The sequence below is a fragment of the Brachybacterium sp. sponge genome, from assembly GCF_001613775.1.
Classification (GTDB): domain Bacteria; phylum Actinomycetota; class Actinomycetes; order Actinomycetales; family Dermabacteraceae; genus Brachybacterium; species Brachybacterium conglomeratum.
The window spans coordinates 441,327-467,461 of record NZ_LRMP01000001.1 but is presented as its reverse complement, the minus strand read 5'-3'; the positions used below and the strand labels follow the sequence as shown (position 1 = coordinate 467,461).

At 71.7% G+C, this 26,135-nt stretch carries 24 protein-coding genes; 11 read left to right on the top strand and 13 right to left on the bottom strand.

What is annotated here, in order from left to right; translation table 11 throughout:
- Positions 1 to 85 precede the first annotated feature (85 nt).
- The 6 genes from A4A78_RS02050 (at position 86) to A4A78_RS02025 (ending at position 5,627) form a co-directional block, all read left to right on the top strand.
- Complete coding sequence (locus A4A78_RS02050) at positions 86 to 475, top strand: tautomerase family protein (RefSeq protein WP_062946767.1); 390 nt, start codon at positions 86 to 88, stop codon at positions 473 to 475.
- A 254-nt stretch (positions 476 to 729) separates the two neighbouring features.
- The gene (iolC, locus tag A4A78_RS02045; RefSeq protein WP_062946766.1) at positions 730 to 1,767 is read left to right on the top strand and encodes a 5-dehydro-2-deoxygluconokinase; all 1,038 of its coding nucleotides are present in this window, start codon (positions 730 to 732) and stop codon (positions 1,765 to 1,767) included.
- Positions 1,764 to 2,681 (top strand): hypothetical protein, encoded by a 918-nt coding sequence (locus A4A78_RS02040; RefSeq protein ID WP_062946765.1) that lies wholly within the window; start codon positions 1,764 to 1,766, stop codon positions 2,679 to 2,681. Before iolC ends, A4A78_RS02040 begins: the two co-directional genes overlap by 4 nt.
- Positions 2,682 to 2,718: 37 nt before the next feature.
- Positions 2,719 to 3,600: a 5-deoxy-glucuronate isomerase gene (gene iolB / locus A4A78_RS02035; RefSeq protein WP_062946764.1), complete on the top strand. Its 882-nt coding sequence runs from the start codon at positions 2,719 to 2,721 to the stop codon at positions 3,598 to 3,600.
- Positions 3,597 to 4,664, top strand: a complete 1,068-nt coding sequence (locus tag A4A78_RS02030) for a Gfo/Idh/MocA family protein (RefSeq protein WP_062946763.1) — start codon at positions 3,597 to 3,599, stop codon at positions 4,662 to 4,664. Before iolB ends, A4A78_RS02030 begins: the two co-directional genes overlap by 4 nt.
- Before the next feature lie 231 nt (positions 4,665 to 4,895).
- Positions 4,896 to 5,627, top strand: a complete 732-nt coding sequence (locus A4A78_RS02025) for a GntR family transcriptional regulator (RefSeq protein ID WP_197466642.1) — start codon at positions 4,896 to 4,898, stop codon at positions 5,625 to 5,627.
- A gap of 160 nt (positions 5,628 to 5,787) precedes the next feature.
- Here the strand turns inward: A4A78_RS02025 and A4A78_RS02020 are convergent, their stop codons facing one another.
- From A4A78_RS02020 to A4A78_RS02000, 5 genes are all read right to left on the bottom strand, one after another.
- On the bottom strand, positions 5,788 to 6,738 hold the full coding sequence (locus A4A78_RS02020; RefSeq protein ID WP_082835139.1) for a carbohydrate ABC transporter permease: 951 nt from the start codon (positions 6,736 to 6,738) through the stop codon (positions 5,788 to 5,790).
- A complete protein-coding gene (locus tag A4A78_RS02015) occupies positions 6,735 to 7,679 on the bottom strand; it encodes a carbohydrate ABC transporter permease (RefSeq protein WP_197466613.1) in 945 nt (314 codons plus the stop codon). Before A4A78_RS02015 ends, A4A78_RS02020 begins: the two co-directional genes overlap by 4 nt.
- Positions 7,676 to 8,980: an ABC transporter substrate-binding protein gene (locus A4A78_RS02010; RefSeq protein WP_062946762.1), complete on the bottom strand. Its 1,305-nt coding sequence runs from the start codon at positions 8,978 to 8,980 to the stop codon at positions 7,676 to 7,678. The genes A4A78_RS02015 and A4A78_RS02010 overlap by 4 nt, the downstream gene beginning before the upstream one ends.
- 5 nt (positions 8,981 to 8,985) lie before the next feature.
- Positions 8,986 to 9,873 carry a nucleoside hydrolase gene (locus A4A78_RS02005; protein WP_062946761.1) on the bottom strand — a complete coding sequence of 296 codons (888 nt, stop codon included), beginning with the start codon at positions 9,871 to 9,873 and terminating at the stop codon, positions 8,986 to 8,988.
- A 120-nt stretch (positions 9,874 to 9,993) separates the two neighbouring features.
- The gene (locus A4A78_RS02000; protein ID WP_062946760.1) at positions 9,994 to 11,025 is read right to left on the bottom strand and encodes a nucleoside hydrolase; all 1,032 of its coding nucleotides are present in this window, start codon (positions 11,023 to 11,025) and stop codon (positions 9,994 to 9,996) included.
- A 149-nt stretch (positions 11,026 to 11,174) separates the two neighbouring features.
- On the opposite strand from A4A78_RS02000, the gene A4A78_RS01995 reads away from it, so the two are divergent.
- Positions 11,175 to 12,212 carry a LacI family DNA-binding transcriptional regulator gene (locus tag A4A78_RS01995; protein WP_197466612.1) on the top strand — a complete coding sequence of 346 codons (1,038 nt, stop codon included), beginning with the start codon at positions 11,175 to 11,177 and terminating at the stop codon, positions 12,210 to 12,212.
- Here A4A78_RS01995 and A4A78_RS01990 read toward each other — a convergent pair whose 3' ends face one another.
- A complete protein-coding gene (locus tag A4A78_RS01990; RefSeq protein ID WP_156488518.1) occupies positions 12,213 to 14,108 on the bottom strand; it encodes a hypothetical protein in 1,896 nt (631 codons plus the stop codon).
- Entirely contained in the window at positions 14,105 to 14,872 is a 768-nt protein-coding gene (locus A4A78_RS01985) for an SDR family NAD(P)-dependent oxidoreductase (RefSeq protein ID WP_062946757.1), read from the bottom strand. The genes A4A78_RS01990 and A4A78_RS01985 overlap by 4 nt, the downstream gene beginning before the upstream one ends.
- 226 nt (positions 14,873 to 15,098) lie before the next feature.
- Here A4A78_RS01985 and A4A78_RS01980 point away from each other — a divergent pair, with 226 nt between their 5' ends.
- Positions 15,099 to 15,566: a VOC family protein gene (locus A4A78_RS01980; RefSeq protein ID WP_156488517.1), complete on the top strand. Its 468-nt coding sequence runs from the start codon at positions 15,099 to 15,101 to the stop codon at positions 15,564 to 15,566.
- Positions 15,567 to 15,584: 18 nt separating this feature from the next.
- Here the strand turns inward: A4A78_RS01980 and A4A78_RS01975 are convergent, their stop codons facing one another.
- From A4A78_RS01975 to A4A78_RS01960, 4 genes are all read right to left on the bottom strand, one after another.
- The gene (locus A4A78_RS01975) at positions 15,585 to 16,601 is read right to left on the bottom strand and encodes a hypothetical protein (protein ID WP_062946756.1); all 1,017 of its coding nucleotides are present in this window, start codon (positions 16,599 to 16,601) and stop codon (positions 15,585 to 15,587) included.
- Between the two features lie 382 nt (positions 16,602 to 16,983).
- The gene (locus A4A78_RS01970) at positions 16,984 to 18,018 is read right to left on the bottom strand and encodes a toll/interleukin-1 receptor domain-containing protein (protein WP_062946755.1); all 1,035 of its coding nucleotides are present in this window, start codon (positions 18,016 to 18,018) and stop codon (positions 16,984 to 16,986) included.
- Between the two features lie 95 nt (positions 18,019 to 18,113).
- Positions 18,114 to 19,787, bottom strand: coding sequence for a M81 family metallopeptidase (locus A4A78_RS01965; RefSeq protein WP_082835136.1), 1,674 nt, complete (start codon positions 19,785 to 19,787; stop codon positions 18,114 to 18,116).
- An 11-nt stretch (positions 19,788 to 19,798) separates the two neighbouring features.
- Entirely contained in the window at positions 19,799 to 20,551 is a 753-nt protein-coding gene (locus tag A4A78_RS01960) for a TSUP family transporter (RefSeq protein ID WP_062946754.1), read from the bottom strand.
- A gap of 73 nt (positions 20,552 to 20,624) precedes the next feature.
- On the opposite strand from A4A78_RS01960, the gene A4A78_RS01955 reads away from it, so the two are divergent.
- Both A4A78_RS01955 and A4A78_RS01950 read left to right on the top strand, forming a co-directional pair.
- Complete coding sequence (locus A4A78_RS01955; RefSeq protein ID WP_062946753.1) at positions 20,625 to 21,149, top strand: GNAT family N-acetyltransferase; 525 nt, start codon at positions 20,625 to 20,627, stop codon at positions 21,147 to 21,149.
- A gap of 96 nt (positions 21,150 to 21,245) precedes the next feature.
- Positions 21,246 to 22,079, top strand: coding sequence for an aldo/keto reductase (locus A4A78_RS01950; RefSeq protein WP_062946752.1), 834 nt, complete (start codon positions 21,246 to 21,248; stop codon positions 22,077 to 22,079).
- A 206-nt stretch (positions 22,080 to 22,285) separates the two neighbouring features.
- Here A4A78_RS01950 and A4A78_RS01945 read toward each other — a convergent pair whose 3' ends face one another.
- Both A4A78_RS01945 and A4A78_RS01940 read right to left on the bottom strand, forming a co-directional pair.
- Entirely contained in the window at positions 22,286 to 23,725 is a 1,440-nt protein-coding gene (locus A4A78_RS01945) for a 6-phospho-beta-glucosidase (protein WP_062946751.1), read from the bottom strand.
- A complete protein-coding gene (locus A4A78_RS01940) occupies positions 23,722 to 24,489 on the bottom strand; it encodes a DeoR/GlpR family DNA-binding transcription regulator (protein ID WP_062946750.1) in 768 nt (255 codons plus the stop codon). The genes A4A78_RS01945 and A4A78_RS01940 overlap by 4 nt, the downstream gene beginning before the upstream one ends.
- Before the next feature lie 157 nt (positions 24,490 to 24,646).
- Between A4A78_RS01940 and A4A78_RS01935 the strand changes: the two genes are divergently transcribed.
- The gene (locus tag A4A78_RS01935) at positions 24,647 to 26,014 is read left to right on the top strand and encodes an ABC transporter substrate-binding protein (RefSeq protein WP_062946749.1); all 1,368 of its coding nucleotides are present in this window, start codon (positions 24,647 to 24,649) and stop codon (positions 26,012 to 26,014) included.
- Positions 26,015 to 26,135 lie beyond the last annotated feature (121 nt).

Below are 26,135 nucleotides of genomic sequence, written 5' to 3'. Positions count from 1 at the left end.
GTCGTCTGCGCTGTCCCGCGATCCGCATTTCCCCGAGCCAGCCGTCCCTCGATCCGCAGTTCCCTGTCCCCAGAAGGAGCACCCCATGCCGCTCGTCCGCATCACCCAGCAGGATGTCCGCACCCCCGAGGAGTCCCGGAAGATGGCCGACATCGTCCAGGACGTCATGCTCGAGCTGTTCGCCGCCCCGCCCGGGGACCGCTACCAGATCCTCGAGACCCTGCCCGTCGGCTCGATCATCGCCGAGGACACCGGTCTCGGCCTCGAGCGCAGCGACGGCGTGGTGATCATCCACATCACCCAGCAGGGCCGGGGCGAGGAGCAGAAGAAGGCGATCTACGCGGCGCTGTCGGAGCGCCTTGCCGCCGCAGATCTCGTGCGCGAGGACGACCTGATCGTCTCCGTCGTGGAGAACGGTCACGAGGACTGGTCCTTCGGCCGGGGCCGCGCGCAGTTCCTCACCGGCGAGCTCTGAGCCCGGGCGCCCTGCAGCCGGGCATCTGCCCTGGGCCTCGGGAGATCAAGTGGCGGATCTCGACCGCTTCGAGAGAGGTGAAGCGGTCGAGATCCGCCACTCGATCCGGCGGGCTGTCGGCCGCCCGACAATCACCTATATTTGTATGGACAAAGACCGTTCCCCATGTGATCATGGGTGGTGACCGGAGGGTCGTGGGGCAGAGCGGCCCGCGACACCGCACCAGGTTCTGACGCAGGGAGGCATGGAGAGCCATGGCATCTGATCTCGACATCATCACGTTCGGCCGCAGCGGCGTGGACATCTACCCCTTGGAGATCGAGAAGGGTCTCGAGGACATCCACAGCTTCGGCAAGTTCCTCGGCGGCAGCCCCACCAACGTCGCCGTCGCGGCGGCCCGCCTCGGGCACACGCCCGCCGTGATCACGGGCGTGGGCGATGACCCCTTCGGCCGCTACGTGGTCAAGGAGATGGAGCGCCTGGGCGTCTCGGGCCGCTACGCGGTGAAGAACGACGAGCTGAACACCCCGATCACGCTGTGCGAGATCTTCCCGCCGGACGACTTCCCGCTGTACTTCTACCGCAAGCCCAGCGCCCCCGACCTGCAGGTCGCGCCCGAGCACCTCGACTTCGCCGCGATCCGCAGGGTGCCGCTGTTCTGGTTCTCCGGCACCGGGCTGTCCGAGGAGCCCAGCCGCTCCGCCCATCACGCGGCGCTCGAGGCCCGCGGCACGGACGGCGGCCCCGAGGGCGGGTTCACCGTCTTCGACCTCGACTACCGACCCATGTTCTGGTCCTCGGTCGAGGAGGCGCGCGAGCAGTACCGCGAGGCGCTGAAGTACACCACGGTCGCCGTCGGCAACAAGGAGGAGTGCGAGGTCGCCGTCGGCGAGACCGAGCCCGAGCGCGCGGCCGACGCTCTGCTCGAAGCCGGCGTCAGGGTCGCGATCGTCAAGCAGGGCCCCAAGGGCGTGCTCGGCAAGACCGCCGACGAGCGCGTGGTCGTCGCCCCGAACATGATCCAGGTGATCAACGGCCTCGGCGCCGGCGACAGCTTCGGCGGCTCGCTCTGCCACGGCCTGCTCACCGGCCAGTCCCTCGAGGAGACGCTGACCCGCTGCAACGCGGCCGGCGCCATCGTGACCTCCCGCCTCGAGTGCTCCACCGCCATGCCCACCACCGAGGAGATCGACCTGCTCATCGCGGGCGGAGACCCCAACCACGGCCAGACGGTTGACGAGATGCTCGGCGCCCTGCGCAACCGCGGCACGGTCGGGGCGGAGCAGCGATGAGCACGAGGGATTCCTTCGTCTCGACCTACGACGAGGTCACGCGCGTGCGGATCGAGGATCCGGGCCGCTTCGCCCGCCTCGCCGCCGCGCGGAAGCGCCGCACCGTCGCCGACACCGACGGCACGATGATGATCATCGCCGCCGACCACCCGGCCCGCGGCGCCCTCGGCGTCGGCTCCCGCGACCAGGCCATGGCCTCCCGCACCGAGCTGCTGGACCGCATGCGCGAGGCGCTGGCCGTGCCCGGGGTGGACGGGGTGCTCGGCACCGCCGACATCCTCGAGGACCTGCTCGTCATGGGCGCGCTCGAGGACAAGGTCGTGTTCGCCTCGATGAACCGCGGCGGACTGCAGGGCGGGTCCTGGGAGATCGAGGACCGCTTCACCGCCTACGACGCCGCCTCGATCAAGCAGGCCGGCTTCGACGGCGGGAAGATGCTCACCCGCATCGACCTCGACGACGACCGCACCTCCTTCATCCTCGAGTCGAGCGCGAACGCCGTCACCGACCTCGCCCGCCACGAGCTGATCGCCATGGTCGAGCCGTTCATGTCCTCCCGCCCCGGCGGGCCGGGCACGAAGGTCGTCAACGACCTCTCCCCGGAGGCGGTCATCAAGTCCATCCACATCGCCCAGGGCCTCGGCGCCACCAGCGCCTACACCTGGCTGAAGCTCCCGGCGGTCGAGGACATGGAGCGGGTCATGGACGCGACCACCATGCCCACCCTGATCCTCGGCGGCGACCCGGTGGACGACGATCCCGAGACGATCCGCGCCTCGTGGGGGAGGGCACTGGCCCGCCCGAACGTGCGCGGCCTCGTCGTCGGCCGGACCCTGCTGTACCCGGCGGGGGACGACGTCACCGCGGCGGTCTCCGCCTCGGTCGACATGATCCGCTCCGCGAGCGCGTCCTGACGATCCCGCCCCCAGCATCGAGAACAGGAGAGCATCCATGAGCACCACCGAGCAGCTCCACCTGCCGGCCGGGTCCACCGGCCGCGGGAACTACGAGACGATCATCGATCCCGGCGCCCGCGAGGGCTGGGTCCACACCGGCCTGCGCGTCCTCGCCCTCGCCCCGGGCGGCAGCGAGCTGGTCACGGCCAACGGTGTCGAGGCGATGGTCGTGCCGCTGAACGGGGCGTGCGACGTCACCGTGGCCGGCGAGACCCACCACCTGCGCGGCCGCGAGGACGTCTTCGCCTCCGCGACCGACGTGCTCTACGTCCCCGTCGGCTCCCAGCTGACGATCTCCTCCGAGCAGGGCGGCCGCTTCGCGCTCGCCACCGCCGTCGCCACCGGCGCCCACCCCGTCGCGCTGATCCGCGCCGAGGACGTGCCCGTCGAGATCCGCGGCGGCGGGAACATGACCCGCAAGGTGCGAAACTTCGGCGCCGTCGGCGCCTTCGACCAGATGGACTCCCTCATCGCCTGCGAGGTCATCACCCCCGGCGGGAACTGGTCCAGCTACCCCGCGCACAAGCACGACGAGACCACCGATACGGAATCGGAGCTCGAGGAGATCTACTACTACGAGATCCAGGACGGCCCGGCCGGACCCGGCTTCGGCTTCCACCAGACCACCTCCAGCGGCGAGGACACGCCGATCGACGTGCTCACCGAGGTGCGCAGCGGCGACACGGTGCTGGTGCCGCACGGCTGGCACGGCCCCTGCGCCGCCGCGCCCGGTCACGACATGTACTACCTCAACGTCATGGCCGGCCCCGAGGCGGAGCGGGCCTGGAACATCACCGACCATCCCGAGCAGGGCTGGGTGCGCGACACCTGGGCCGAGGCCGGGATCGATCCCCGACTCGAAGGAGAGGCCCGATGACCGCAGCGCAGGATGCTCCCGTCCAGCCCGGCCCGCAGTCCGCACCCCCGCAAGACGTCCGCGTCGGCGTGATCGGCGTGGGCCGGATGGGCGCCGACCACGTCGAGCGCATCACCCGGCGCATCAAGGGCGCCCGGGTGAGCGTGCTCAGCGACTACCTGCGCGAGACCGCCGAGAAGATCTCCCAGGCCGCTCCCGGCTCCCGCGTCGTCGACACCTGGCAGGAGGTCGTCGCGGCCGGCGACGTCGACGCCGTGCTCATCGCCAGCCCCGGCGAGTTCCACCGCGAGCAGGTCCTGGCCTGCATCGAGGCGGGCAAGCCGGTGCTCTGCGAGAAGCCGCTGGCGATGAACCCCTCCGACGCCTACGACGTGGTCCGCGCCGAGGCCGAGGCCGGCACCCCGCTGGTCTCCCTCGGCTTCATGCGCCGCTTCGACGTCGGATACGGCGAGCTGAAGGACGCCCTCGAGGCCGGCGAGCTCGGCACGCCGATGCTGCTGAACTGCAAGCACCGCAACGCCTCGGTGCTGCCCGGCTTCACCGACACCCACATGGTCTACGACTCGGCCGTGCACGAGATCGACGCGATCTCCTTCTTCCTCGAGGAGCCGGTGGTCTCGGTGCAGACCGTCATGCCGCGCAGCACCGAGAAGGCGCCCGAGGGGCTGCACGACCCGCTGCTGTTCCTGTTCCGCACCGCCTCCGGCACCGTCGTCACCGACGAGCTGTGGGTCAGCACCGACGCCGGCTACGAGGTGCGCACCGAGCTCGTCGGCTCGAAGGGCGCGGCGACCGTGGGCCAGGAGTCCGGGATGGTCACCACCCAGCAGGCCGGCTCCCGCTGGGGCGGGCAGGTGCCGCTGGACTTCCGCCCCCGCTTCATCGCCGCCTACGACGCGGAGGTGCAGGCCTGGGTCGCCGCGGTGGCCGACGGCAGCAACATCGCGCCCCGCTCGGCGACCGCCTGGGACGGCTACGCCGCCGCCGCGGTGTGCGAGGCGGCGGAGCGGTCGCTCACGGCCGAGGGCGCCGTGGACGTGACCCTGCAGGAGCGCCCCGCCTGAGGCGGCGCGGTCGAGGAGCCCCGCCCGCGGCACCACCGCCCGGCCTGCCCCGTATCCTGCGGGGCGGGCCCGCGCCGCGGCGGGGGAGGACCCGGAACTCGATGGGGAGACCCGGAGGACGAGGAGACAGACGTGGACAGCGAGAGCACGAGCGACGTGGCCGAGAGCGAGGCCGAGCACGCGGCGCCGGGGAACGGCGCGGCGGGCGGCGCCGCGTCGGAGAACGGCGCGATCACCCTGGACCTCACGATCGAGCGCGATACCAGCACCCCGCTGTACCTGCAGCTCGCCGGCGGCATCGAGGACGCGATCCGCTCCGGCGTGCTGCCCCCGGGCAGCCGCCTCGAGAACGAGCTGGCCCTCTCGAAGCGGCTGAAGCTGTCCCGGCCCACGGTGCGCCAGGGCATCCAGGAGCTCGTGGACAAGGGGATGCTGGTGCGCAAGCGCGGCGTCGGCACCCAGGTGGTGCAGGCCCCCGTGAACCGGCAGGTCGCGCTGACCTCGCTGTACGACGACCTGCGCACCGCCGGGAAGGCTCCGCGCACCGAGATCATCGAGTACCGCATCGGCCGGCCCTCCCCGGAGGCGCTGGACCGCCTGCAGCTCTCCCCGGGCGAGCAGGTCCTGGACCTGATCCGCGTCCGCTACGCCGACGGGGAGCCGCTCGCCGTCATGCGCAACACGATCCCCGAGCGGATCGCCCCTTCGCGCGAGGCGCTCGCCGCCTCCGGCCTGTACGCGTGCCTGCGCGAGCGCGGCATCGCCACCGTCCTCGCCCATGAGCGGATCGGCGCGACCGTCGCCGACGAGGAGCACGCCGAGCTGCTCGAGGAAGAGATCGGCGCGCCGCTGCTGACCATGGAGCGCAAGTCCTTCGCGAACGACGGCAGCGTCGTCGAGTTCGGGTACCACGTGTATCGCGCGTCCCGGTACTCCTTCGAGGTCACGCTGGTCGATTCCTGAGCTGCCCGGCGGCCTGGACGCCCCGGTTGCCGGAGCACCCAGGCGGCCCAGGCGCCTCTTCAGAGCCGGCCCCGGTGGCCCAGACGAGGAATGTGCAGTTCTGAGCCACTTCCACGCCGAAAGTGGCTCAGAACTGCACATTCCTCGGTTCTCGCGGGCCTCAGCCCTTCGTCGCGCCCGCGGTGAGGCCGCCGACGATGTACTTCTGCAGCAGCATGTACAGCACCAGGATCGGCACCACCGCGATGAGGATCCCCGCGGCGAGTCCCGTGTAGTTCGTCGCGAACTGACCCTGGAAGTTCAGCAGACCCAGCGGGATCGTGCGGTTCTCCTCCGAGCTCAGCAGCGACAGCGCCAGGAACAGCTCGTTCCACGTCGCGACGCCGTCGAGGATCGCGACCGTGACCAGCGCCGGGACGCTGAGCGGCAGCACCACCCGGGCGAAGATGCGCACGTCCCCGGCCCCATCGATCCGCGCCGCCTCGAGCAGCTCCTCCGGGACCCGGCGGAAGAACGCCTGCAGGATCAGCACCTGCAGCGGGAGGCCGAAGGCGATGTAGGGCGGGATGATCCCCGCGATGCTGTCGGTCATCCCGATCCCGCGCAGCATGGTGAACAGCGGGACGATCGCGATGTAGATCGGGATCGTCATGCCCAGCACGACGGTGAACAGGATGGCGCTCCGGAAGGGGAACTCGAGCTTCGCCAGCGCGTAGGCCAGGAGCGAGGCGACCAGCACGCCCAGCGGCACCTTCACCAGCAGCAGGATCGTGCTGTTGAGATAGGCGGTGCCGAACTGCCCGGCCTCCCACGCCTCGGGGAAGTTCGCGAGCGTCAGCTCCTGCGGCCAGGAGACCGGGCCGTTGCTGAGGAAGTCCGACAGGGGGCGCAGCGCCGAGATCACCAGCAGGATCAGCGGGGAGATCCACACGAGGGCGGCGAGCACGGAGCCGAGGGTGACAGCCCCGCCCTCGAGGCGCCGCCTGGTCCGGAGGCGGGACCCGGGTCGGCCGTCGGTGCGGCCGACGGCGCTGCGGGCGGGGGCGTCGGCCGAGCGGCCGCGCGCGGGAAGGGCGCCGTCGGCGCCGGTGTCGAGGGTCGGGGAGGTCATGAGCTCTTCACCTGCGATCGGACGTAGGGGATGCCGGCGGCGATGGCGACCAGGGTGATGACCACGGCGATCGCGGTGCCGTAGCCGGCCTCGAAGTACTGGAAGACGTTGGCGTACATCCAGGTGCCCATCACCTGCGTGGAGTACCCCGGGCCGCCGTAGGTCATCGCGTAGACCAGGTCGAAGACCTTGAACGACTCGATGAGGGAGAGCGCCAGGACGATGTAGTGGGTGTCCTTGAGGCTCGGGACGGTGATCCGCCAGAACTGCTGCCAGCGGGTCGCGCCGTCCATCGACGCGGCCTCGTACAGCTCGTCCGGGATGGACTGCAGCGCGGCCAGGTACAGCAGCATCGGGAACCCGGTGCGCACCCAGACGGCGGGGATCATGACGGACCACAGCGCGGTGGAGTCCTGGCCGAGCCAGGCCTGCTCGAGCCCGGAGAGCCCGACGGCCCCCAGGATCGTGTTGATCGCGCCGTCGCTCGGGTCGTAGAGCCACGCCCAGATCGAGGCGATCGAGACCAGCGGCAGCACGGCGGGAGCGTAGAAGATCGTGCGGAGCACGGGGGAGGTGTGGCTCTTGCGGTTCAGGACCACGGCCAGCAGCAGACCGAGCGTCATCGGCAGCGCGATGGTCACCAGCGCCCACAGCACGTTGTTCCAGGCCGCGATGCCGACCACCGGGTCCTCGAGCATCGCCGCGTAGTTGCCGAGGCCGATGAAGCTCTGCTGGTCGGAGAGGCCGTCCCAATCGGTGAGGCTGATCCACAGCGCCTGCAGCGCCGGCCAGACCAGGAACCCCAGGTAGAGGAGCAGCGCGGGGGCGGCGAAGGCGAAGGGCAGCAGCCGCAGGCGAGGCGCCGACGGGCGAGCCGTTGCGCCGGAAGCGCCGACGGGTCCCGCGCCGCGAGGTGTGCGGTCGATGGTCTGTGCGCTCATCGCTGGTCCTTCCACTCGGAGACGATCTGCTGCATGTCGCGGGCGGCCTCGGCCGGCGAGGCATCGCCCTGCAGGACCTTGCTCTGGACGGAGAAGTAGCTGTCCGCGACGGCCTTGGGGAAGGCCTGGTCCTGGATCGTGTAGATCTCGCTGGTCTCGCGGATCTCGACCCACTTCGCGCTGAGCGGGAACTGCTCGGCATCGGGCGGGGCGCCGAGCGCCGCGGACTGGGTGTTCTGCAGCGACTTCTGCACCGGCGGGCTGAGCAGGCGGTCGATGAGGGCGGCCGCATCGTCCGGGGCTCCGCTCGTGGAGGAGATCATCAGCCCCTCCACGAAGCCGGAGTGCCGCACCGTCTCGTGCCCGGTGGGCAGCAGGAAGGTGGCGAACTCCTCCTGGGGCTGCCCGGAGGGGAGGATGTACTGCCCCTCGATCCACGGTCCGGAGATCGTGAAGGCGCTGGTGCCCTGCACGAAGCTCTGCTCCGCGTCGGCCGGGGCGACGCCGAGGGCGCCGGGGGTGATCCAGCCGCGGTCGTTCCAGGTGCTGAAGAGGTCGAAGGACTCGACCACGGCGGCCTGGTCCCAGCTCTCCTCGCCCTGCAGCAGGGCGTCGTGCAGATCGGGACCGGCGGTGACCTCGAGGAGGTACTCGTACAGGCGCATGATGTGCCAGCCGTACTTGCCGCCGAAGCCGCCGGGGGTGACGCCGGAGGCGAGGATCGCCTCGTTGGCCGCCTCCAGCTCGTCGTAGGTGGTGGGCACCGCGGCGCCGGCCTCCTCGAAGATCCGGGCGTTGCACCAGGCGCCGAGGGAGGCGACGTTGATCGGGGCGCCGTGGCGCTCGCCGAGGAAGGTCATGCCGTCCACGCCGGCGGGGCTGAGCGTCTCGTCCCAGCCGTACTCGTCGTAGTAGGGGGCGAGGTCCAAGGTGAGCCCGGCCTCGACGAAGGGCTGGCCGATCTGCCCGCCCCAGATCTGCCACACGTCCGGGGCGTTCCCGCCCAGGATGCGGGTGCGGAGCTTGTCCGGGAACTGGGCGGCGCCGGAGCCCGGGACGGTGTCCAGGGTGGTGCGGATCCCGGAGTCGCCGGCGAAGGCGTCGAGCTGCTCGCGCAGGAGCGTGGCGGCGTCGATGTCCTCGTAGTTCAGCAGGGTCAGCCCGTCGGCCGTCGAGGTGGTGTCAACTCCGCTCGCGCAGGACGCGAGGGCGGCCGCGCCGGGGAGCGCGAGCGCCCCGGCGAGCACGGACCGACGGGCGGGCGACGATGCGTGAGCGCGCCGTGAGGTGGTCGTGACCATCGGGATCATCCCCGGGAGGCCGCGAAGCGGCGCAGCTTGGCGAACATGTCCTCGAGCAGGTAGCGGCCGTCGTACAGCTCGCACACCCGCACCGTGCCCCCGGTGCCGGGGAGCAGTCCGCCCTCGGCGCCGAAGGTCGGGGCGGGGACCGTGCGGAACTGCCCGCCCATGGGGTTGAGCATCAGGCCGATGGCGGGGGAGTCGCCGAGGGCGCGGTGCTCGATCGGCTCCCGGTGCCAGGTCGCGTTCCAGTCGATCAACTGGTCGACGAGATAGGCGCCGAGCTCTCCGCAGGGGCGCACCTTCTCCTCGAGCTCGGCGTAGCCCACCGAGGTCATGACGTAGGAGGTGCGGGGCACCTGCCAGATCCGGATGCCGGAGCGGAAGACGACGTTGGCCGCGACGATGTCGTTGCGCAGGTTGAACTCGGAGCGGTCACCCGTCTCGCGCTCGCCGTAGCCTGGGCCGCCGATCCAGATCACGGTGGTGTCGGTCTCGGCGATGCCGGGGTCCAGGAGCAGGGCGGCCGCCATGTCGGTCAGCGGTCCCAGGAACGCGATCTGGAGCGGCCCCTCGCCCTCCCTCCGCGCCTCCTCGACGATGAGCCGTGCGCCGGGGGAGTCCGCGGCGATGGTCTCGTCGGGCAGCGGGTCGGCGGCGCCGTTCTCGACCCTGACGTCGGAGCGGCCGAGGTGCTCCAGCAGCAGGTCGATCTCGGCGCGGCTGTCGAGCATGCTCGTGTCCGATCGCTCGGTCCCGAAGTGGGCGGCGATCAGGCCGCGCACGTCGAGGGTCTCGGAGAGCAGGGCGTGGACGATCGCGAACTGGTCGTCGGCCTCGTTCTTGGCGTCGGTGTCGATGATGACGCGACGGGTGCGGGGTGCGGCGGTCATGGTGCTCCTCGGTGGAGTGGGGGCGGGGTGCCGACGGCGGAGCAGCGGATCGTCGCGAGTCGCGGGGTCCGTCGCTCGTCGTCGAGCGAGGTGGGTGGTGCGCCCGGGGGCGCGGGGCGGTCAGGGAGCGGAGAGCCAGGTGTCGAGCTCGCGCAGCGTGAGGTACATGTCCTCGAACATCAGCCGGGTGTCGACCTGGGTGTAGACCCGCATCGGGCGGGCGTCGGGACAGGCGGTGTAGGTGCCGTCGGCCTCGAGCACGGGGGTCGGCATCACGACGTGGCGGCTCGAGGAGGAGTCGGGCTCGAAGAAGGAGCGCAGCGCGGTCAGGAGTACCAACGGGGAGTCGCCGAGCGCGTAGGTCCCGGGGTGCAGGCTCCCGTGCTCGGTGACCGCCTCGGCGACGGCGACGGTCTCGTCGTACAGGTACCGGCCGACGGGCCCGGTCGCGGCGACGCGGGTGCGCAGCTCGGCGTCGGAGACCAGGCACTGCCGGTACACGTCCCGGGGAACCTGCCAGATCTCGACGGTCGAGTCGGTGAACACGACCTGCCCGGCGAGGACGTCGATGAGCAGGTTGTACTCGATCGGCATGCCGCCCGGGGGTGGGGTCGCGAGGCCCTCGTGCTCGTTGCCGCCGATCCATACCACGGTGATCCGCTCGGCGATGCGCGGCTCGGCGATCAGCGCGGAGGCGAGGTCGGTGAGCCCGCCGCCGGCGACGTAGAACAGCGGCAGGTCGGTGTCCTCCCGCAGCGCCTCGCCGACGATCACGTCGAGGGCGGAGGAGCGCTGCGGCACGGTGCGCTCGGCGAGCGGGGCGTTCGATCCCTCGACGACGAGCCCCGGGGCGTCCAGGCCCATGCGGTCCAGCACGTCGCGAGCGATCGCCGCGGCCTGGGTCGCGGAGTCGCCGTGCGGGTAGAACCCGTCGCCCTCGCGGAGACGGGAGCCGACCACCGCGCGGATCTCGACCGCGGGGGAGAGCAGGTGGTGGACGAGCTGGTAGAGGTCGTCGGGATCGCCGGCGAAGTCGTTGTCGATGATCACCCGGGCGGCCGGCGGACGTGCTGCGCGGGGGGACTGCCACGGGGTCTCGCCGAGGGTCCAGCGCTTCGGAGCCGGGGCGGGGGTGCTGGGGGTGCGCGTCATCGGCGACTCATGCCCTTCGTCAGGATGACCTCTGCGTCATCAACCGGTTGGCCAATTGGGTTATCGATCACAGACCGTAGCATGTGATCGGTAACATGTGGAGGGGTCGATCGGAAGTCGCGGATGACCTGCGGCGGAGGAGGGCGTGGATGGCGACGGTGCGTGCTGGTGCGCGGCCGAGCATGGCGGATGTCGGGCGCGCGGCCGGTGTGTCCGCGCAGACGGTCTCCCGCTACTTCTCCGGGAACGGGTACGTGGGGGAGGAGACCCGCCGCCGGGTCGCCGATGCCGTCGAGTCGCTCGGATACCGCCAGAACCGCGCCGCGGGCAGCCTCCGCGCCCGGCACTCCGGAGTGATCGGCGTGCTCACCGTGGGCGAGCTGGTCCACGGCAGCGCCCAGATCCTCACCGGGCTCAGCCATGCAGCCCGGGACCTCGACCAGATGCTGATGATCTCGCAGGTCGACGTCGGGTTCGAGGGGGACGGCTGGCAGCGGGAGGTGGCGCGTGCGGTCGACCACTTCCTCTCCGCCCCGGTCGACGGGATCATCGTCTCCGCCTCGATCCCCGGGGTCGACGAGGCGCTCGACGCCGCCCGACGGCTGGTCCCGGTCGTGAACCTCTCCGAACGGCCGCGCCAGTCCACGGGCACCGTGAGCACGCATTCGTTCACCGCCGGGCTCGAGGGGACACGGCATCTCCTCGGGCTCGGGCATCGCGCGGTGCTCCATGTCGCCGGCCCCGCCAGCCGCAACGAGGCGGCCGAGCGGGAGCGCGGCTATCGCGCCGCCATGGAGGAGGCCGGGCTTCCCCCCGTGGTCCTCGGCGAGGCGCGCGACTGGTCCTCGATCGGCGGCGCCGCCGCGGCGGAGCGCGTCGAGCCCGGAACCTTCACCGCCGTGTTCGCCTCGAACGACGAGATCGCGCTGGGCTTCCTCAGCGTCATGGAGCGGCGCGGACTCGTCGCGCCGCGGGACTTCTCGATCGTGGGCGTGGACGACATGCCGGTGGCCGCCTTCTTCTCCCCGCCGCTGACCACCATGCGCCTGGACTTCCAGGGCGTCGGGCGCACCACTCTGGAGATGCTCCATGCGATGATCCGCAGCGGCGAGGAGCCGGCCCGGCGGATCATCGAGCCCGAGCTCGTCGTGCGGGAGTCGGCCGCGCCCCGGGCGCAGGGCGGCTGATCAACCCCCGTCGGGCACGGGCGGAGCGGCCCGCCAGGAGACGGGGTCGAGGGCGAGCGGGTCCTGTCGGCCGGGCAGGTGGATGCGGCGCGGGCGGGGCGAGAGGTTCGCGAGCAGGAGCGTGCGGCCGTCGCCGATCGCCCACAGGAGCATGTCCTCGGAACAGGCGGTGACCAGCCCGTCCTCGGACGGAGCGGTGGCCTGGGCGGTCTCCTCGGATCGCTCTGAGGCCGACCCGCGGTCGTCGGAGCGGGAGCGGACGTCGTGGGCCGACGTGCCGGTGCGACGGAGCGCGCGCAGCGCGGCAGGGGCCTGCTCGTACGTCAGCGACGCCACCCCGGGGACGGCCAACGCCGCGGCGCTCGCGATCGTCCATGCCTCGTGCAGCACGGTTCCTGCTCGGGGGTCGACCGGCGGCGCGGGTGCGGGGACGGGCTGAGTCCGAGTGGCGACGTTCGCGAAGCGCGGGCGCAGGGTGATCGGGCCGACGTGCACGGGCAGGTCGGGCGTGCGGGCGGTGAGCTGCTCGACGAGCAGGCGCTGCATCGCGACCGCCTCGATGAGCTGCTCGGTCTCCAGCGTGTGGAACAGCGGCGTGGTCGCGAAGGCGAGAGCCTCCGGCTCCGCGGCGAGGACCGTGTCCCACTCGCGGTTCAGCTCCGTGAAGTGGGAGCGGGCGCCGGCAACGACGGGCAGACCCGCCGGCAGCGCCGAGCGCAGGGCGGCGGCGAGCTCCGGGGTGGTCACGTGCCGGGCGTCGTCGGCGATTCCGACGAAGCGCAGCTGTGCTCCGTGCTCGATCCCTGCGGCGAGGCGTCGCCCCAGCTCCGCGAGCGTCGACGTATCGGCAGGGGAGGGGGAGACGATCCAGAGGGCGAGGCCGGCGCCCGCGTCCGCGAGCGCCGCGTCGAGACGTTCCGGCCAGTCCGGGGCCGCGAGCTCGAGGTCGAGATGGCCGGTGCCGATGAAGGGCACGGTGCCGCCGCGGAACCAGGTGAGCTCCTCTGTCTCGGCCGCGGGAGTCCCGTCGGTCGAGGATGCCGTGCCGGCCGTCGGCGTTGCATCGGCGCCCGTCACCCGGTGGGCCGACGGCGCGGCGCCGGACACCGGCTCTCCGATCTCCGACCGCGCCGCGGCTCCCGCCGCGAGCACGAGGGACTGCCGCACGTGCTGACCGGCGGCGAGCAGATACGGGAACGGCAGGTCCAGCGGCCGCGAGTAGGTCTTGTACGAGGCGTCGGTCCAGTTGCGCTGGTCCTCCATCTCGAACACGTCTCCGTCGAGGTCCAGGCGCAGCGGGAGGCCACCGGCCTCCCAGGCGAGGCCGGCGATGTCCTTCGCCGGCTGGTGCGGGCTGACCTGCACGGGGAAAGCGAGCTCGGAGACGCTCCCGTCCGGATGCGTGACCTGCAGGGGTGTGCTCGCGAGCTGCGGCGGGTGGAGCACCACGAGCCCGATGCGGTTGGTCGAGGAGTCGGTGACCGCCTCGAGGTCGAGGTCGACGACGAGGTGGTCGCCGTCGACGGGGTCGGTGCCGTTCGCGCCGTTCCCTGCTCCGGCGCTGTCGTCCGCCCGCACCCGGAGCGTGCCGGCGAGATCGAGGCCGAGGTCCTGGATCCGCAGGTCGAGGGTGATCCCGTCGTCGTCGGCCGTGACGTCCACCGAGCGCGGCCAGGCCGTCGCCCAGTCGTCGTCCCGAGCGACCGCACGCACGGCACGCAGCACCACGCGGCCGTCGCAGCGGATGTCCGCCAGCTTGTCGCCGCGCACCTCGAGCGACCAGCGGCCGGAGGTCCATGGCCTGCTGGTAGGGGACGCGATCGTGGGGGAGGCGCCCTCCGCGGAGCGCCCAGCGACTGATGCGGCGGGGGCGGGAGCGCCGTCGGCGGCGCTCACAGCGAGGTCATGCCGCCGTCGACGCGGAACAGCGCGCCGGTGGCGAAGGCGGCGTCGTCGCTCGCGAGGAACACCATGATCCCCTCGACGTCGGCCGGGGTGCCGGGGCGGCCCATCGGGATCCGGCCGACGATCGCGGTGCGCTCGGCCGGGTCGTCGGAGATCGTCGTGACCAGCGGGGTCTCGGTGTAGCCGGGGACCACGGCGTTCACGCGGATGCCGTCGGCCGCATAGGCGGCGGCGACGGTGCGGGCGAGTCCGTGGATCCCGGCCTTCGTGGTCGCGTAGGAGGTGAAGTCGTTGCCCTCCCCGGTCAGGCCCGTCGGGGAGCCGGTGAGGATGATCGAGCCGCCGCCGGTGGTCAGCATCGAGCGGACCGCGTGCTTCACGGTGAGCATGGTGCCGGTGAGGTTCACGTCGACGGTGCGCTGCCAGACGGCGAGGTCGAGGTCGGCGATCTTCGCATCCTGCCCGAACAGCTGCACGCCGGCGTTCGCGACCACCACGTCCGGGCTCCAGCCGGCCTCCGCGAGCTCGTCGAATCCGGCCTCGACCGCGGGCTCCGAGGAGATGTCGACGGCGAGGGGGCGGGCCTCGGCGCCGAGGTCGGCGACGATCCCCTCGGCGGCGCGAGCAGCGGCCTCGGCGTCGCGATCGGCGATCACGACCCGGGCGCCCTCGCGGGCGAAGCGGGTGGCCACGGCCAGGCCGATGCCGGAGGCGGCGCCGGTGACGAGGGCGGTGCGGGAAGCGAGACGAGACATCGTTGGATCATCCGTTCAGTCGGTGGTGCACGCAGTCTGCCCAACCGGTTGACCAAAAGGCAAGGGGGTGGTGGAGGCACGGAGGAGCAGCGCCTGCGGCGTCGCGGGGAGCGGAGGGCGCTCGCCACCGTATCGACCTCCGGCCCCCTCCCGCCCGTCGGCCCGCGGCCGTACGCTTCCCCCGAGTCCCCGCACCGGCGCGGGACCGCACCGGAGAGGACCCGCCATGACCGACAACTCCGCACAGGCCGGCACCGCAGGCAGCGCCGACGGCGACACCGCGCAGGGCCAGGACTGGTCGAAGGGCCGCCCCGTCCACTTCGAGATCCAGGCCGCCGATCCGCAGCGCGCCGTCGAGTTCTACACGACCGTGTTCGGGTGGACGACCGAGGACTGGTCCGGCTTCGCCGGCATGCCGTACTTCGGCGTCACCACCGGCACCGGCCCCGGCATCGACGGCGCGATCCTCGGACGCCCGGGCGGGGAGAACGCCGAGGTGGGCGGCCCGGTCATGGGCGCCACCCTGACCATGGGCGTCGCCGACTTCGACGAGGTCGCCGAGCGGATCACCGCCGCGGGCGGCACGGTCGCGCTGCCGAAGTACGCGCTGCCCGGCATGGCCTGGCAGGGTTACTTCCACGACACCGAGAACAACGTCTTCGGCATCCACCAGCCCGACCCCGAGGCGAGATGAGGGGCTGACCCGTGGCGCTCAGCGCCCGAACAGATCGCCGATCCCCAGGTCGGAGAGCTGCTCGCCGAAGCCGGTGAGCTGCTCGCCGAGGTCGGTGATGCCGCCGCCGAGACCGTCGGCCGCGCCGTCGAGGCCCTCGAACCCCTCGAGGCCCTCCATCCCCTCGAACCCCTCGGTGAAGCCCGCGAGCTGGTCGGAGAGGTCGGGGGCGAGGGCGTCGACGTCGATCCCGTCGCCGATCGCGGCCTCGAGCAGCGAGCCGCCGACGGAGCTGAGCACCGCGCCGCCCGCGACCACCGCGAGCAGCCCGCCCGCCGCCGCGCCCGCCGCGCCGAGGCCGACGGCTCCGGCGCCGAGCGCGGCCTTCCCGATCCCGCCGGAGCCTCGCGCTCCTGCGCCGTCCCCGCCCGCGTGGGAGGAGCCGACGCCGCCGGAGCGGCCGAGCAGTCGTGTGAGCCGCCGCGGATCCTGCACCCCGAGACGGGTCGCAGAGCGGGCCAGATCCTGGGGCGCGTCGGAGCGCGGCCGCTCGCCCTCGGGCAGCTCGCTGCGCATCGACGAGTTCAGCTGCTCCCGCTGGGCCGGGGTGAGGCGCTCGAACGCCTCGCGGTGCACGCGCTCGAGCTGGTCCGGCTCCGCGGTGCGCACCAGGTAGTCGTAGCGGGCGATCGCCCGACGGTCCTCCGCGGAGAGCTCCGCCGACGCGGCGCCGCCCCGTCCGCTCCGGCCGGCGGGCCCGCTCGCGCCGGCGTGCGGCGAACGGTCCCCGGCCAACGACGGCATGGACGTCGTCGGGATGCCCACGCCCGCCCGCTGCGCGGAGCTCCCGTCCCGCTGATCACGGCGGGGACTGTCGTCCCAGCGTGACGAGGAGCCGTGCGCGGAGCGCTGCGAGGAGTCGTCCCCGGTGAGGGCGTCGGCGGCGCCGCGCACGAGGGAGCGCCAGTCCGAGCCCCCTCCCGTGCGGGAGCGGCCCGAGCCCTGCTGGTCCAGGGCCTTCTGGGCGGTGCCGATCAGACGGCGGAACGTGCTCATGAGGGTCCTTCCGGTGGGACGCGCCCGGGGCTCCGGGCAGGGGACGAGAGTGACGGCGCCGCCTCCGTGCCCGCCGGGATATCCCTGGACCGCGCCTGGGAGTTCAGTATTGCCGATGCGAAGTGCAAGTTGCACTCACAATGGGCCCTCATATGACGGCTTCATCGCGTGGCGAGTAGTCCTGCTGACCGCCATTCAGGTTTGGCGGTGACGTAATTCAATACGGGCATAAAGATTCGCGACCCTAGTTCAACTTCGATGTCCGCATGGTGTAGTTAATATTAAATGCCAGACGCATGCGTCAGATGCCCATTTGGAGGGCGGTGTCGCGCAGCGTCCTGAGGTTCCCTCGGGGAAGGCGTGGACTGGTGGGAAGGGGGTGCTAGACCGAGCAGTCCAGTGAAGAATCGTCTATTTGGCTGACCCAGCCCTGGATTACCCTCCGGCCCTCTTGCATGGAAAGCAGTCCCCGCTTCATGGTTTTCAGCGGAGCCCGAAGGTCTCGCGACATGGTCTCAATGCTTTGAGTCGCTTCGAGCATAGACTCCAGGCCTTCCAGCGCCTTTTCATAGGAGATCGCCATCTGCTTGATGGATTCAAAAAGCCTGCAGGCTTGCGCTACCCGGTCAGGGTATTCTGCCGCCTCTGCCGGAGTGCGCTCGATCATAATCGCTAGACCCTGATCGACTTCATTTAGCCTCTTTGTGAAAGACTCCCCAGAGTTGGCGATCTCTGAAGCGGGGTCACGAAGATCGCTCGCAAGCTTACGGGCGACCGTCAGTCGCGCGGCAAGCGGCTTGTTGCTTTTGTTGGCGCCCTCCATCTCTGGGGTTGCCGCTGTGAAGAGTTCACCCACACTCTGGACTCCGCGCCCGATTGACTCCAAGGCTTCTTGCCATTCCGGGAGGGCGGCCTCCATTCCGGCCATGCTGTCTAGAATCCCGGGCCCGTCGTCCATGTCGGTGGACTCGAGAAGTTCGACTGGAACCTGGGTTTGATCAGCTGATGCGTTAGCGGCGGCCAGCCTCGAGGCCATACGAGATACCGCGCGGCGGTATTCCGGAGAGTCGGTGGCGCAGAACCTCAACTCGGTCCAGTCCTCCCACTGGAATCGCCGCACGAGCTCGATGGCCTCGTTGCCCGTTGGGTTGTTTTCCAGAGCTGGGAAGTCGATGTACTTGATCGGCATAATTAGTTCGCCGAGACCTAGGGTGTCTGCACGCCGCACAAAATAGTTTAGTTCGCGACGGCACTCGATGCTCTGGAAGTATCGGGGGGTGATGACTGGAATGAAGAATGCCACTGAAGCCAGGGAGGCGTCGATTTTGCCGTGCCAGTCGTCGCCCCAGTGGAGTTCGTCCCGGTCCAGGAAAAGCGAGATGTGTTCACCTGTGATCATCTCGAACTGGGCGACCACGTCTCGGGCCAGTTTGGCGATGCGTCCACTCTCGGCGTCGTCGTCTGCGTGTACGTACGACCAGAAGCCCTTTTGGGTTTGTCATGGCCAGGACCTTAGCCCAGATAGTTGAACGGGCGATTGCGCTCCGCGTAACTACAAGTTCTCGTCGGGATCATGCCGCCGCCGGTCCGCACGTCCGCCCCGGTCGGTGCGGGGATCTCCGGATCGAAGGGGATCATCGGCCGGTCGATCCGGGTGTGACCCAGCCGCAGCAGGTCCTGGTCCACGCCGCCCGGTGTGAGCGCCAGCATCCAGTCCGCGGCGGCCTCGTACTGGTCCGGCTCGAGATAGCCCATCTTCACCGTGACCACGTCGAAGCCGGTCATGGACAGCCCGAGCCGGGCGAACATCCCGCGCGTCGCCCACTGGGAGCGGCGCGCGGTGACCACGACGGTCAGCCCCGTCCACGCCGCATCGGCGAGAGCGGCCGACGGGTCCGCATCCGTCGGCGCTGCGGCCGATACGTCGGCACCCGGCCCGCCGGACCGGAGCCCGTCTGCGGTGCCCGCCCCGCCGTCCAGCACCCGCAGCGCCGCCGCGCGGCCCGTCGGCCCCGAGTCGTCCAGCGCCTCCACCTCCACCGCGAGTGGGACCGGACCCGGGGCGCGGGCATCGATCCGGCCTCCCATCTGCACGTCCAGGCGTCCGCCGACGCCCGCCGACCAGGCGGCGTCGGCCGATCCCGGATCCACGAGCGAAACCATCAGGGCGCTCACCTCGCCGCCGCGGATCTCGGGCCGGGCCGCGAGACGGGCGAGGCAGGGCGTGGTGTCGTCGGCCCCGCCGGCGCCGGGGTTGTCGCCGGAGTCGGAGATCCAGAACGGCCGGGCCGACGAGGCGATCGCCCGGTCCAGGCAGTCGTCGAAGCTGCCGGTCGGGGCGACGAACTCGAACTCGTGCCGCACCTCCCACAGCGCGGTCGCGAGCTCGAGCGCCGCCTGCCGGACCGCTTCCGCGCTGTCCCCGAAGGCGACGATCGCCGCCTTGCAGCGCGGCTGGTCGGCCCAGGCGAAGCCGATCCAGCAGGACACGTCGGTGACGCCGTCGCGGCGGGTCAGCTCCGGGATCCGCGCGTACAGCGAGCGCGCCGGCTCGATGCGGGTGGAGGTCTTCTCGCCGGGCAGCAGGATCGGCACATGGACGAGGGCCTTGTGCGGCCGGGCCCCGCCGTCCCGCACCCGCGCCGCCGCCTCGACGAGGTCGCGCAGGCCGCGCTCGCGGGTCTCCCAGGGGTCGATGTGCGGGGCGTGGCGGTAGCAGGTCATGAGGTCGCAGCCCTCGAACAGGGTTTCCGACACGTTGCCGTGCAGGTCCATCGCGGTGCCGACCACCACGTCCGGACCGATCACGGCGCGGATCGACGTGAGCAGGTCGCCCTCGGCGTCCTCGAGCCCCACCACGCTCATCGCGCCGTGGATGTCGAAGAAGAACCCGTCCAGCGGTGCCTCGGCGTGGGCGGCGGCGAGCCCGCCGGTGATCTCCGCCTTCCAGCCCTCGTAGACCTCGCGCTCGAGCTGCCCGCCGGGCAGGGCGCGGGCGTGGAGGACGCCCACGTACTCCGCCTCCGGCGCCTCGGAGGGATAGCGGTCCAGGATCTCCGCGGTGCCGCGTCGCACCTCGAAGTCCGCCGCGCCCGAGCGGTACGGGGTGAAGGTCGAGGACTCGATCGCGATCCCGGCGATCGCGATCCGGGGCGGCGGGGGAGGGGTCTGCGTCGTCGCAGGCATGGGGGCTCCGATCAGTCGAGCAGCAGCCGCAGCCCGGTCCACAGCGACAGCGCCGCTCCGATGAAGCCGAGCACGATCACGAGCCGGTGGATGCCGAGCTCCCCGAGCTTCCGCTGCAGCGTCTCGCCGAGACCGACCGCGAGGACGAGGGCGCCGAGCATCGCCGCCCACACCCAGACCGGCATCTCCGGCAGCTGGCCGTCGTCCCAGGCCAGCTTGGTGCCGAAGGAGACGAACGAGACCAGGATCCACAGCGGCTGCAGCGTGGCGACCATCGGCAGGGCCGGCCACCGCGAGAGGACCGCGTACACGGTCGCAGCCGGTCCGCCGACCCCGCCCAGCACGGTGCCCAGACCGATCCCGATCCCGGTGCCGAGCTGCACCGGGACACCGTCGACGGTGGTGTGCACGCGGGCGAGGAGCACCGAGATCACCAGGCTCAGCAGCACCAGCGTGGAGACCACCAGGTACAGCGGCGCGGGCGGGGAGATGGAGGACAGCCAGGCGGCGAAGGGCATCACCGCGATCGCCGGCAGCCCCAGCCGCAGCACCTTGCCCCACTCGATCTGCGACCAGATCCGCGGCAGCATCACCACCGGCACAAGCCCGCCGAGCAGGTTCGCGAGCATGATCCCCTCGTGCGCGCCGATCAGCACCACCGCGTAGGGCGCGAAGACGATGCCGAGCCCCATCCCGGCCACGCGCTGGATGATCGCGCAGACCAGGACCAGGGCGATCAGGCTCAGGGACAGGGTGAGGGACACACGGCCACGGTATCGGGAAGCCCCCCGGCTGCCGCCGCCGCGCTCACGGGGCGCCGCTGCGCAGCATGCCCTCATGACGATGCCCGGGACGACGGAGGCGGGCGCCGGGGATCCCGCCCAGATCCGGCTGCGCCCCGTGCGGAGCGCAGACGCGGACCTCTACCTCCGCCTGCGCTGCGATCCCGCGCTGATGGCGGAGCTCGGCGGCGCGCTGCCGGCGGAGCGGGTCCTCGCCAGCCTGCGACGCGAGGTGGAGGAGACCGAGCAGTGTCGCGCCCGTGTGGTCATCGTCGAAATGCGCGATGGGGCGACCTGGCACGGCGCGGGCAGCATCACGCTCGTGCCCGAGGCGCCCGGGGAGAGCGAGATCGGGTGGATGCTGCTCGCCCGATGGCAGGGCGCCGGCCTCATATCCGCGGCGCTGCGGAAGTTCCTGGCCGCACTCGACCGGGACCGCTTCGGGACCGTGAACGCCTACCCCTCGATCACGAACTCCGAGTCGAACCGGCTCTGCGCCGCGCGGGGGTTCACCCTCCGCGGGACCGTCGAGGTCGACTTCGCCGGCAGCACGTTCTCCTGCCACCACTGGACGTGGTGAGCGCAGGCGGCGGCCTACCAGTCGGACGATCGTTGTCGACCCGGAGCCCGCAGTCATAGGCTGGGCCGGCAAACGCATACCGAGGAGGCCCCGTCCATGACCGCTGTTCCCGCTCTGCCCTTCCATGACGGCAACTCCGTCCCTCAGCTCGGCTACGGCGTCTGGCAGGTCGAGGACGAGGTCGCGGCCGACGTCGTCCGCCAGGCGATCGACGCCGGCTACCGGCACATCGACACCGCGGCCGGCTACCAGAACGAAGGCGGCGTAGGCCGCGCCGTGAAGGCCTCGGACGTCCCGCGCGAGGACCTGTTCATCACCACCAAGCTCGCCAACGAGGACCAGGGATTCGACTCCGCGAAGGCGGCTCTCGACGCCTCGCTCGAGAAGCTCGACACGGACTACGTGGACCTCTATCTCATCCACTGGGCCAGCCCCCAGCGCGGGAAGTACCTCGAGTCCTGGAAGGCCCTGATCGAGCTGCAGCAGGAGGGGAAGGCGAAGTCCATCGGCGTCTCGAACTTCCCGATCCCCCAGCTCGAGGAGATCATCGCCGAGACCGGAGTGGTCCCCGTGATGCATCAGATCGAGCTGCACCCGGAGTTCCAGCAGTCCGAGCTGCGCCGCTACCACGCCGAGAAGGGCATCCTCACCGAGGCGTGGTCGCCTCTGGGGCAGGGCGGCGACATCCTGAAGGATCCGGTGATCACCGCGATCGCCGAGACCCACGGCGTCGACGCCGGCCAGGTGATCATCGCCTGGCACCTGGCGATCGGGAACGTCGTGATCCCGAAGACCGTCACGCCCGAGCGGATCGTCTCGAACCTCGCCGCCGCGCAGCTCGTCCTCACCGACGAGGAGGTCGAGCGCATCGACGGCCTGGACCGCGCGGACGGACGGATCGGCGCGGACCCCGCGAACCCCGGGTTCTGACTCGCCCGGTCCCGACCGGCGGGGTCGGAGCCGCCGGGCCGGGCAGCGGGGGTTCGCAGCGGATCGTGTCCGCCGAAGGGACGTGAGGAGCACGTGGGCTGTCATATGCAGGCCGCGTGCCGCTGACGTCCCTTCGGAGGGCACACCGTGCGGAAAGGCCGACGGCGGGGCCACGGCCGGGCACCTGTGAGGGATCGGCCCCCGCCTCAGCGGCCGGAGAACAGCGCCGCGATCTGCGGGTGTCCGGCCTCGTACCCCTCGAGCAGCCTCCGGCCGAGCTCGGGGGAGCTGACCAGCGGATGCGTGGCGAAGCCCTGCCAGGCCGCCTCGCGGGAGCCGGTCGTCGCGGCCTCGAGGATCTTCCGCTCGGCGGCGCGGAGGGTCGACATCATCCCGAGCCTCCCCAGCTCCACCGGGGCGATCGGCAGGGGGTGCACCCCGTCGCCGTCGACCTCGCACAGCACCTCGAGCACGCAGTCCGCGGGCAGCTCGGGCACGATCCGCTCGCTCGCGGGGGCGTCCTCGCGGCCGGCGGCGATGTTGCCGACGTCCAGGATCATCCGCTCGGGACGGCCGGTGGCGAGCGCGGTCATCAGCCGCATCGCGACCTCCTGGTAGCCGCCGCCGGCGACGTCCTCCTCGCGCCGCTCCTCGTCGCGGGACTCGGCCATGTAGGTCGCCTCCCGCTCGTGGAGCGTCTCGCGCCAGAGGTCCAGCGGGGAGGTGCAGCAGGACTCGGCGGCGCGCGCCTCGGGCCTCCGCCCGTCGGCCTCCGCGGCGGCGAGGTAGAAGTCGCCCTGCTGCTTGGCCAGGAACTCCCCGCGCGTGGTCGCGGCGCCGGTGATCCGCTCGATCGCGTCGTCGGTGTGCAGGTAGTAGAAGAGGTACTCGTTGGGCAGCGCGCCGTCGGCCCGCACCCAGTCCTTGCCGATCAGCCGCGCCTCCTCGATCTCCTCGAGGGCGTCGTCGTCGGCGAGCAGGCCGGGCAGGCGCTCGGTCCCCTCCAGCCGCACCGAGCGCAGCCAGCCCAGATGGTTCAGGCCCACGTAGTCGACCTCCGCGCCGCGCTCGCCGGCGACGAGGTCCGCGCCCAGCAGCCGGCCGACGCGACGCACCAGCCCGATCGGGGTGTCGCAGATGCCGACGACGCGGTCGCCGAGCACGGAGCGCATCGCCTCGGTGACGATCCCGGCGGGGTTGGTGAAGTTGATGGTCCACGCCGACGGGGCCAGCTCGGCGATGGTCCGCGCGATCTCGAGGGCGACGGGGATAGTGCGCAGCGCGTAGGCGAGGCCGCCCGGGCCGATCGTCTCCTGGCCCAGCAGGCCGAGGCCGAGCGCGACCCGCTCGTCGATCGTGCGGGCCTCCGCCCCGCCCACGCGCACGGCGCTGAACACGAAGTCCGCGCCGGTCACGGCCTCGCGCAGGTCGGTGGTGGCGATCAGGCGGGGGAGGGCGACGGCCCGCCCCTCGGCGGCCAGGCGCGCGCCCTGCTCCTCGACGACCGCGCTGATGGTCGCCAGGCGCTCGGGGTCGACGTCGTGCAGCGCGATCTCGTCGACGGTGAGGCCGGTGGCGGCGGTGGCGACCGCCTCGTGGACGAGGGGGACGCGGAACCCTCCGCCTCCCAGGATGGTGAGCTTCATGGCAGCAGGACCTCCACGGCCTCCCCCTCGGGGAGGTCGATCTCGATGGGCAGGGGGCGGTCGGTGAGCAGGGCGGTGAAGCGCGGCAGGCGGGCGACCTCGAGGAAGCCGGAGCCGGGGAACTTCTCGTGGTCGGCCAGCAGGTAGGAGCAGGTCGCGACGTCGAGCAGGCCCCGCTTGACGGGGACTTCGCTGGGGGTGGAGTCGAGCACCGCGCCGTCGGCCCGCACCCCGGCGGTGCCGAGGAAGGCGCGGTCCACGCGCAGCTGGCGCAGCGCCGACTCGGTGAGGGTGCCGACGAGGGAGTCGTAGTTGGGGCGCAGCAGCCCGCCGAGCACGACGATGTCGATCGCCGGGGCGCTCGCGAGCGCCCGGACCACGGCGAGGGAGGCGGTGACCACGGTGAGGGATCGCTCGGCCAGCAGCGGGCACATCGCGGCGACGGTGGTGCCGATGTCCAGCGCGATCACCTCGCCGTCGCGGATCTGGGTGCAGGCGAGCGCCGCGATCGCCTGCTTCGCGGCGGGGGCGGAGGCGGCGACGTCCGCGAAGGAGCGCGGATCGGCCTCGGGGCGCACGGATCCGCGCGGATCGGTGGCGCCCCCGCGGACCCGTCGGACCAGGCCCTGATCGGCGAGCACGTCGAGGTCCCGGCGGATCGTCGCCTCGGAGACGTGCAGGTCAGCGCTGAGGGCGGCGACGGTCGCCGCGCCGCCGCGACGGATCGCCGACACGATCGCCCGGTGGCGCTCCTCGCTCAGCATGGCGATACCGTAGCACCGAGCACGCAACTTCACGCAGCTTCGAACAGGAACGTGCAGTCCCGCGCAGATCATGCCATCATGGTGTCGTGCACCACACCCGGGTGCTCGGACGGGCGGACGCGACGGAGCGGCACCGCCGACCCTTCAGGAGGACACCATGCGACGACGTCATTTCCTCGGGACCAGCGCAGCGCTCGGCGGCCTGGGGCTCCTCGCGGCCTGCGCCCCCGGCTCGGACGGCGGCGGCGGGGACGCCTCCGACGGCGGCGGCCCGGCGGCCGGCGAGGTCGAGACCGACATCGCCTCCCTCGGGGACGTGACCCTCACGGTCTGGGACCAGGAGGTCCGCGGCGCGCAGAACGACGCGATCGAAGCGCTGATCACCGCGTTCCAGGAGAAGTACCCCAACGTCACCGTGGACCGGCAGAGCCAGTCCTTCGACGACCTCCAGCAGCAGACCGGCCTGGCCCTGTCCGGCAACGACGTGCCCGACGTCCTCCAGGTCAACAACGCCCGCGGCGACATGGGCGCCTACGTCGCCGACCAGCTGCTCACCGACCTCACCGGCTACGCCGAGGCCTACGGCTGGGAGGACCGCTTCAGCGACAGCGTGCTGGCGAAGATGCGCTACTCGGCCGACGGCGTCACCTTCGGCGAGGGCGCCCTCTACGGCCTCGCCCAGACCGGCGAGATCTGCGGCATCTACTACTCCCAGAAGAAGCTCGACGCGCTCGGCCTCGAGGCGCCCACCACCTGGGACGAGCTCTTCGCCCTGGTCGACGCCGCGAAGGAGGCCGGGGAGCAGCCGATCATGCTCGGCAACCTCGACCAGTGGCCGGCCCTGCACGTCTTCGGCCCGCTGCAGGCGAACTTCGTGCCCGCCGAGGAGATCGTCACCCTCGGCATGGGCAACGCCGGCGCCGACTGGACCACCGAGCAGAACGTCGCCGCCCTCACCCAGCTCGCCGAGTGGGGCACCACCGGCGCGATGGGCGACTCCCCCAACGGCCTCGCCTACGACGACGCCTGGCCGCTGTACACCAAGGGCACCGGCGTGCTCCTCATCGGCGGCTCCTGGCTCGCCCCCGACATGGAGGCCGTGATGGGCGAGGACCTGCGCTTCATGGCCCCGCCGCCCGGGGTCGACGGCACGGTCGCCACCACCGGCGGCACCGGCATCCCCTTCTCCATCCCGGCCGCCGCCGAGAACAGGGACGTCGCCGCCGCCTACATCGACTTTCTCACCAGCGACGAGGCGATGCAGCTCATCGCCGACAACGGCGGCATGCCCGTGAACCGCACCGCCGAGCTCGCGCCCGAGTCCGGGGTGAACAAGGACGTCTACGAGGCCTTCGACGCGGTCTCCACCGACGGCACCCTGCTGCCCTATCTCGACTACGCCACCCCGTCCTTCGCCGACACCGCCGGGGCCACCCTGCAGGAGGTGATCGGCGGGCAGACCGAGCCCGCGGCCGCCGCCGACGCGCTGCAGGAGGACTACGCCGCGTTCACCGAGGGGTCCTGACCACATGGCGTCAGCTCACGGGAGCACGGCCCGGGCAGGCGGCGGGGCCGACGGGGCGGCCGCGCGCGCGTCCGCCGACGGAGCGGCCGTCCGCGCGTCGGGCGACGGGGCGCCCGCCCGC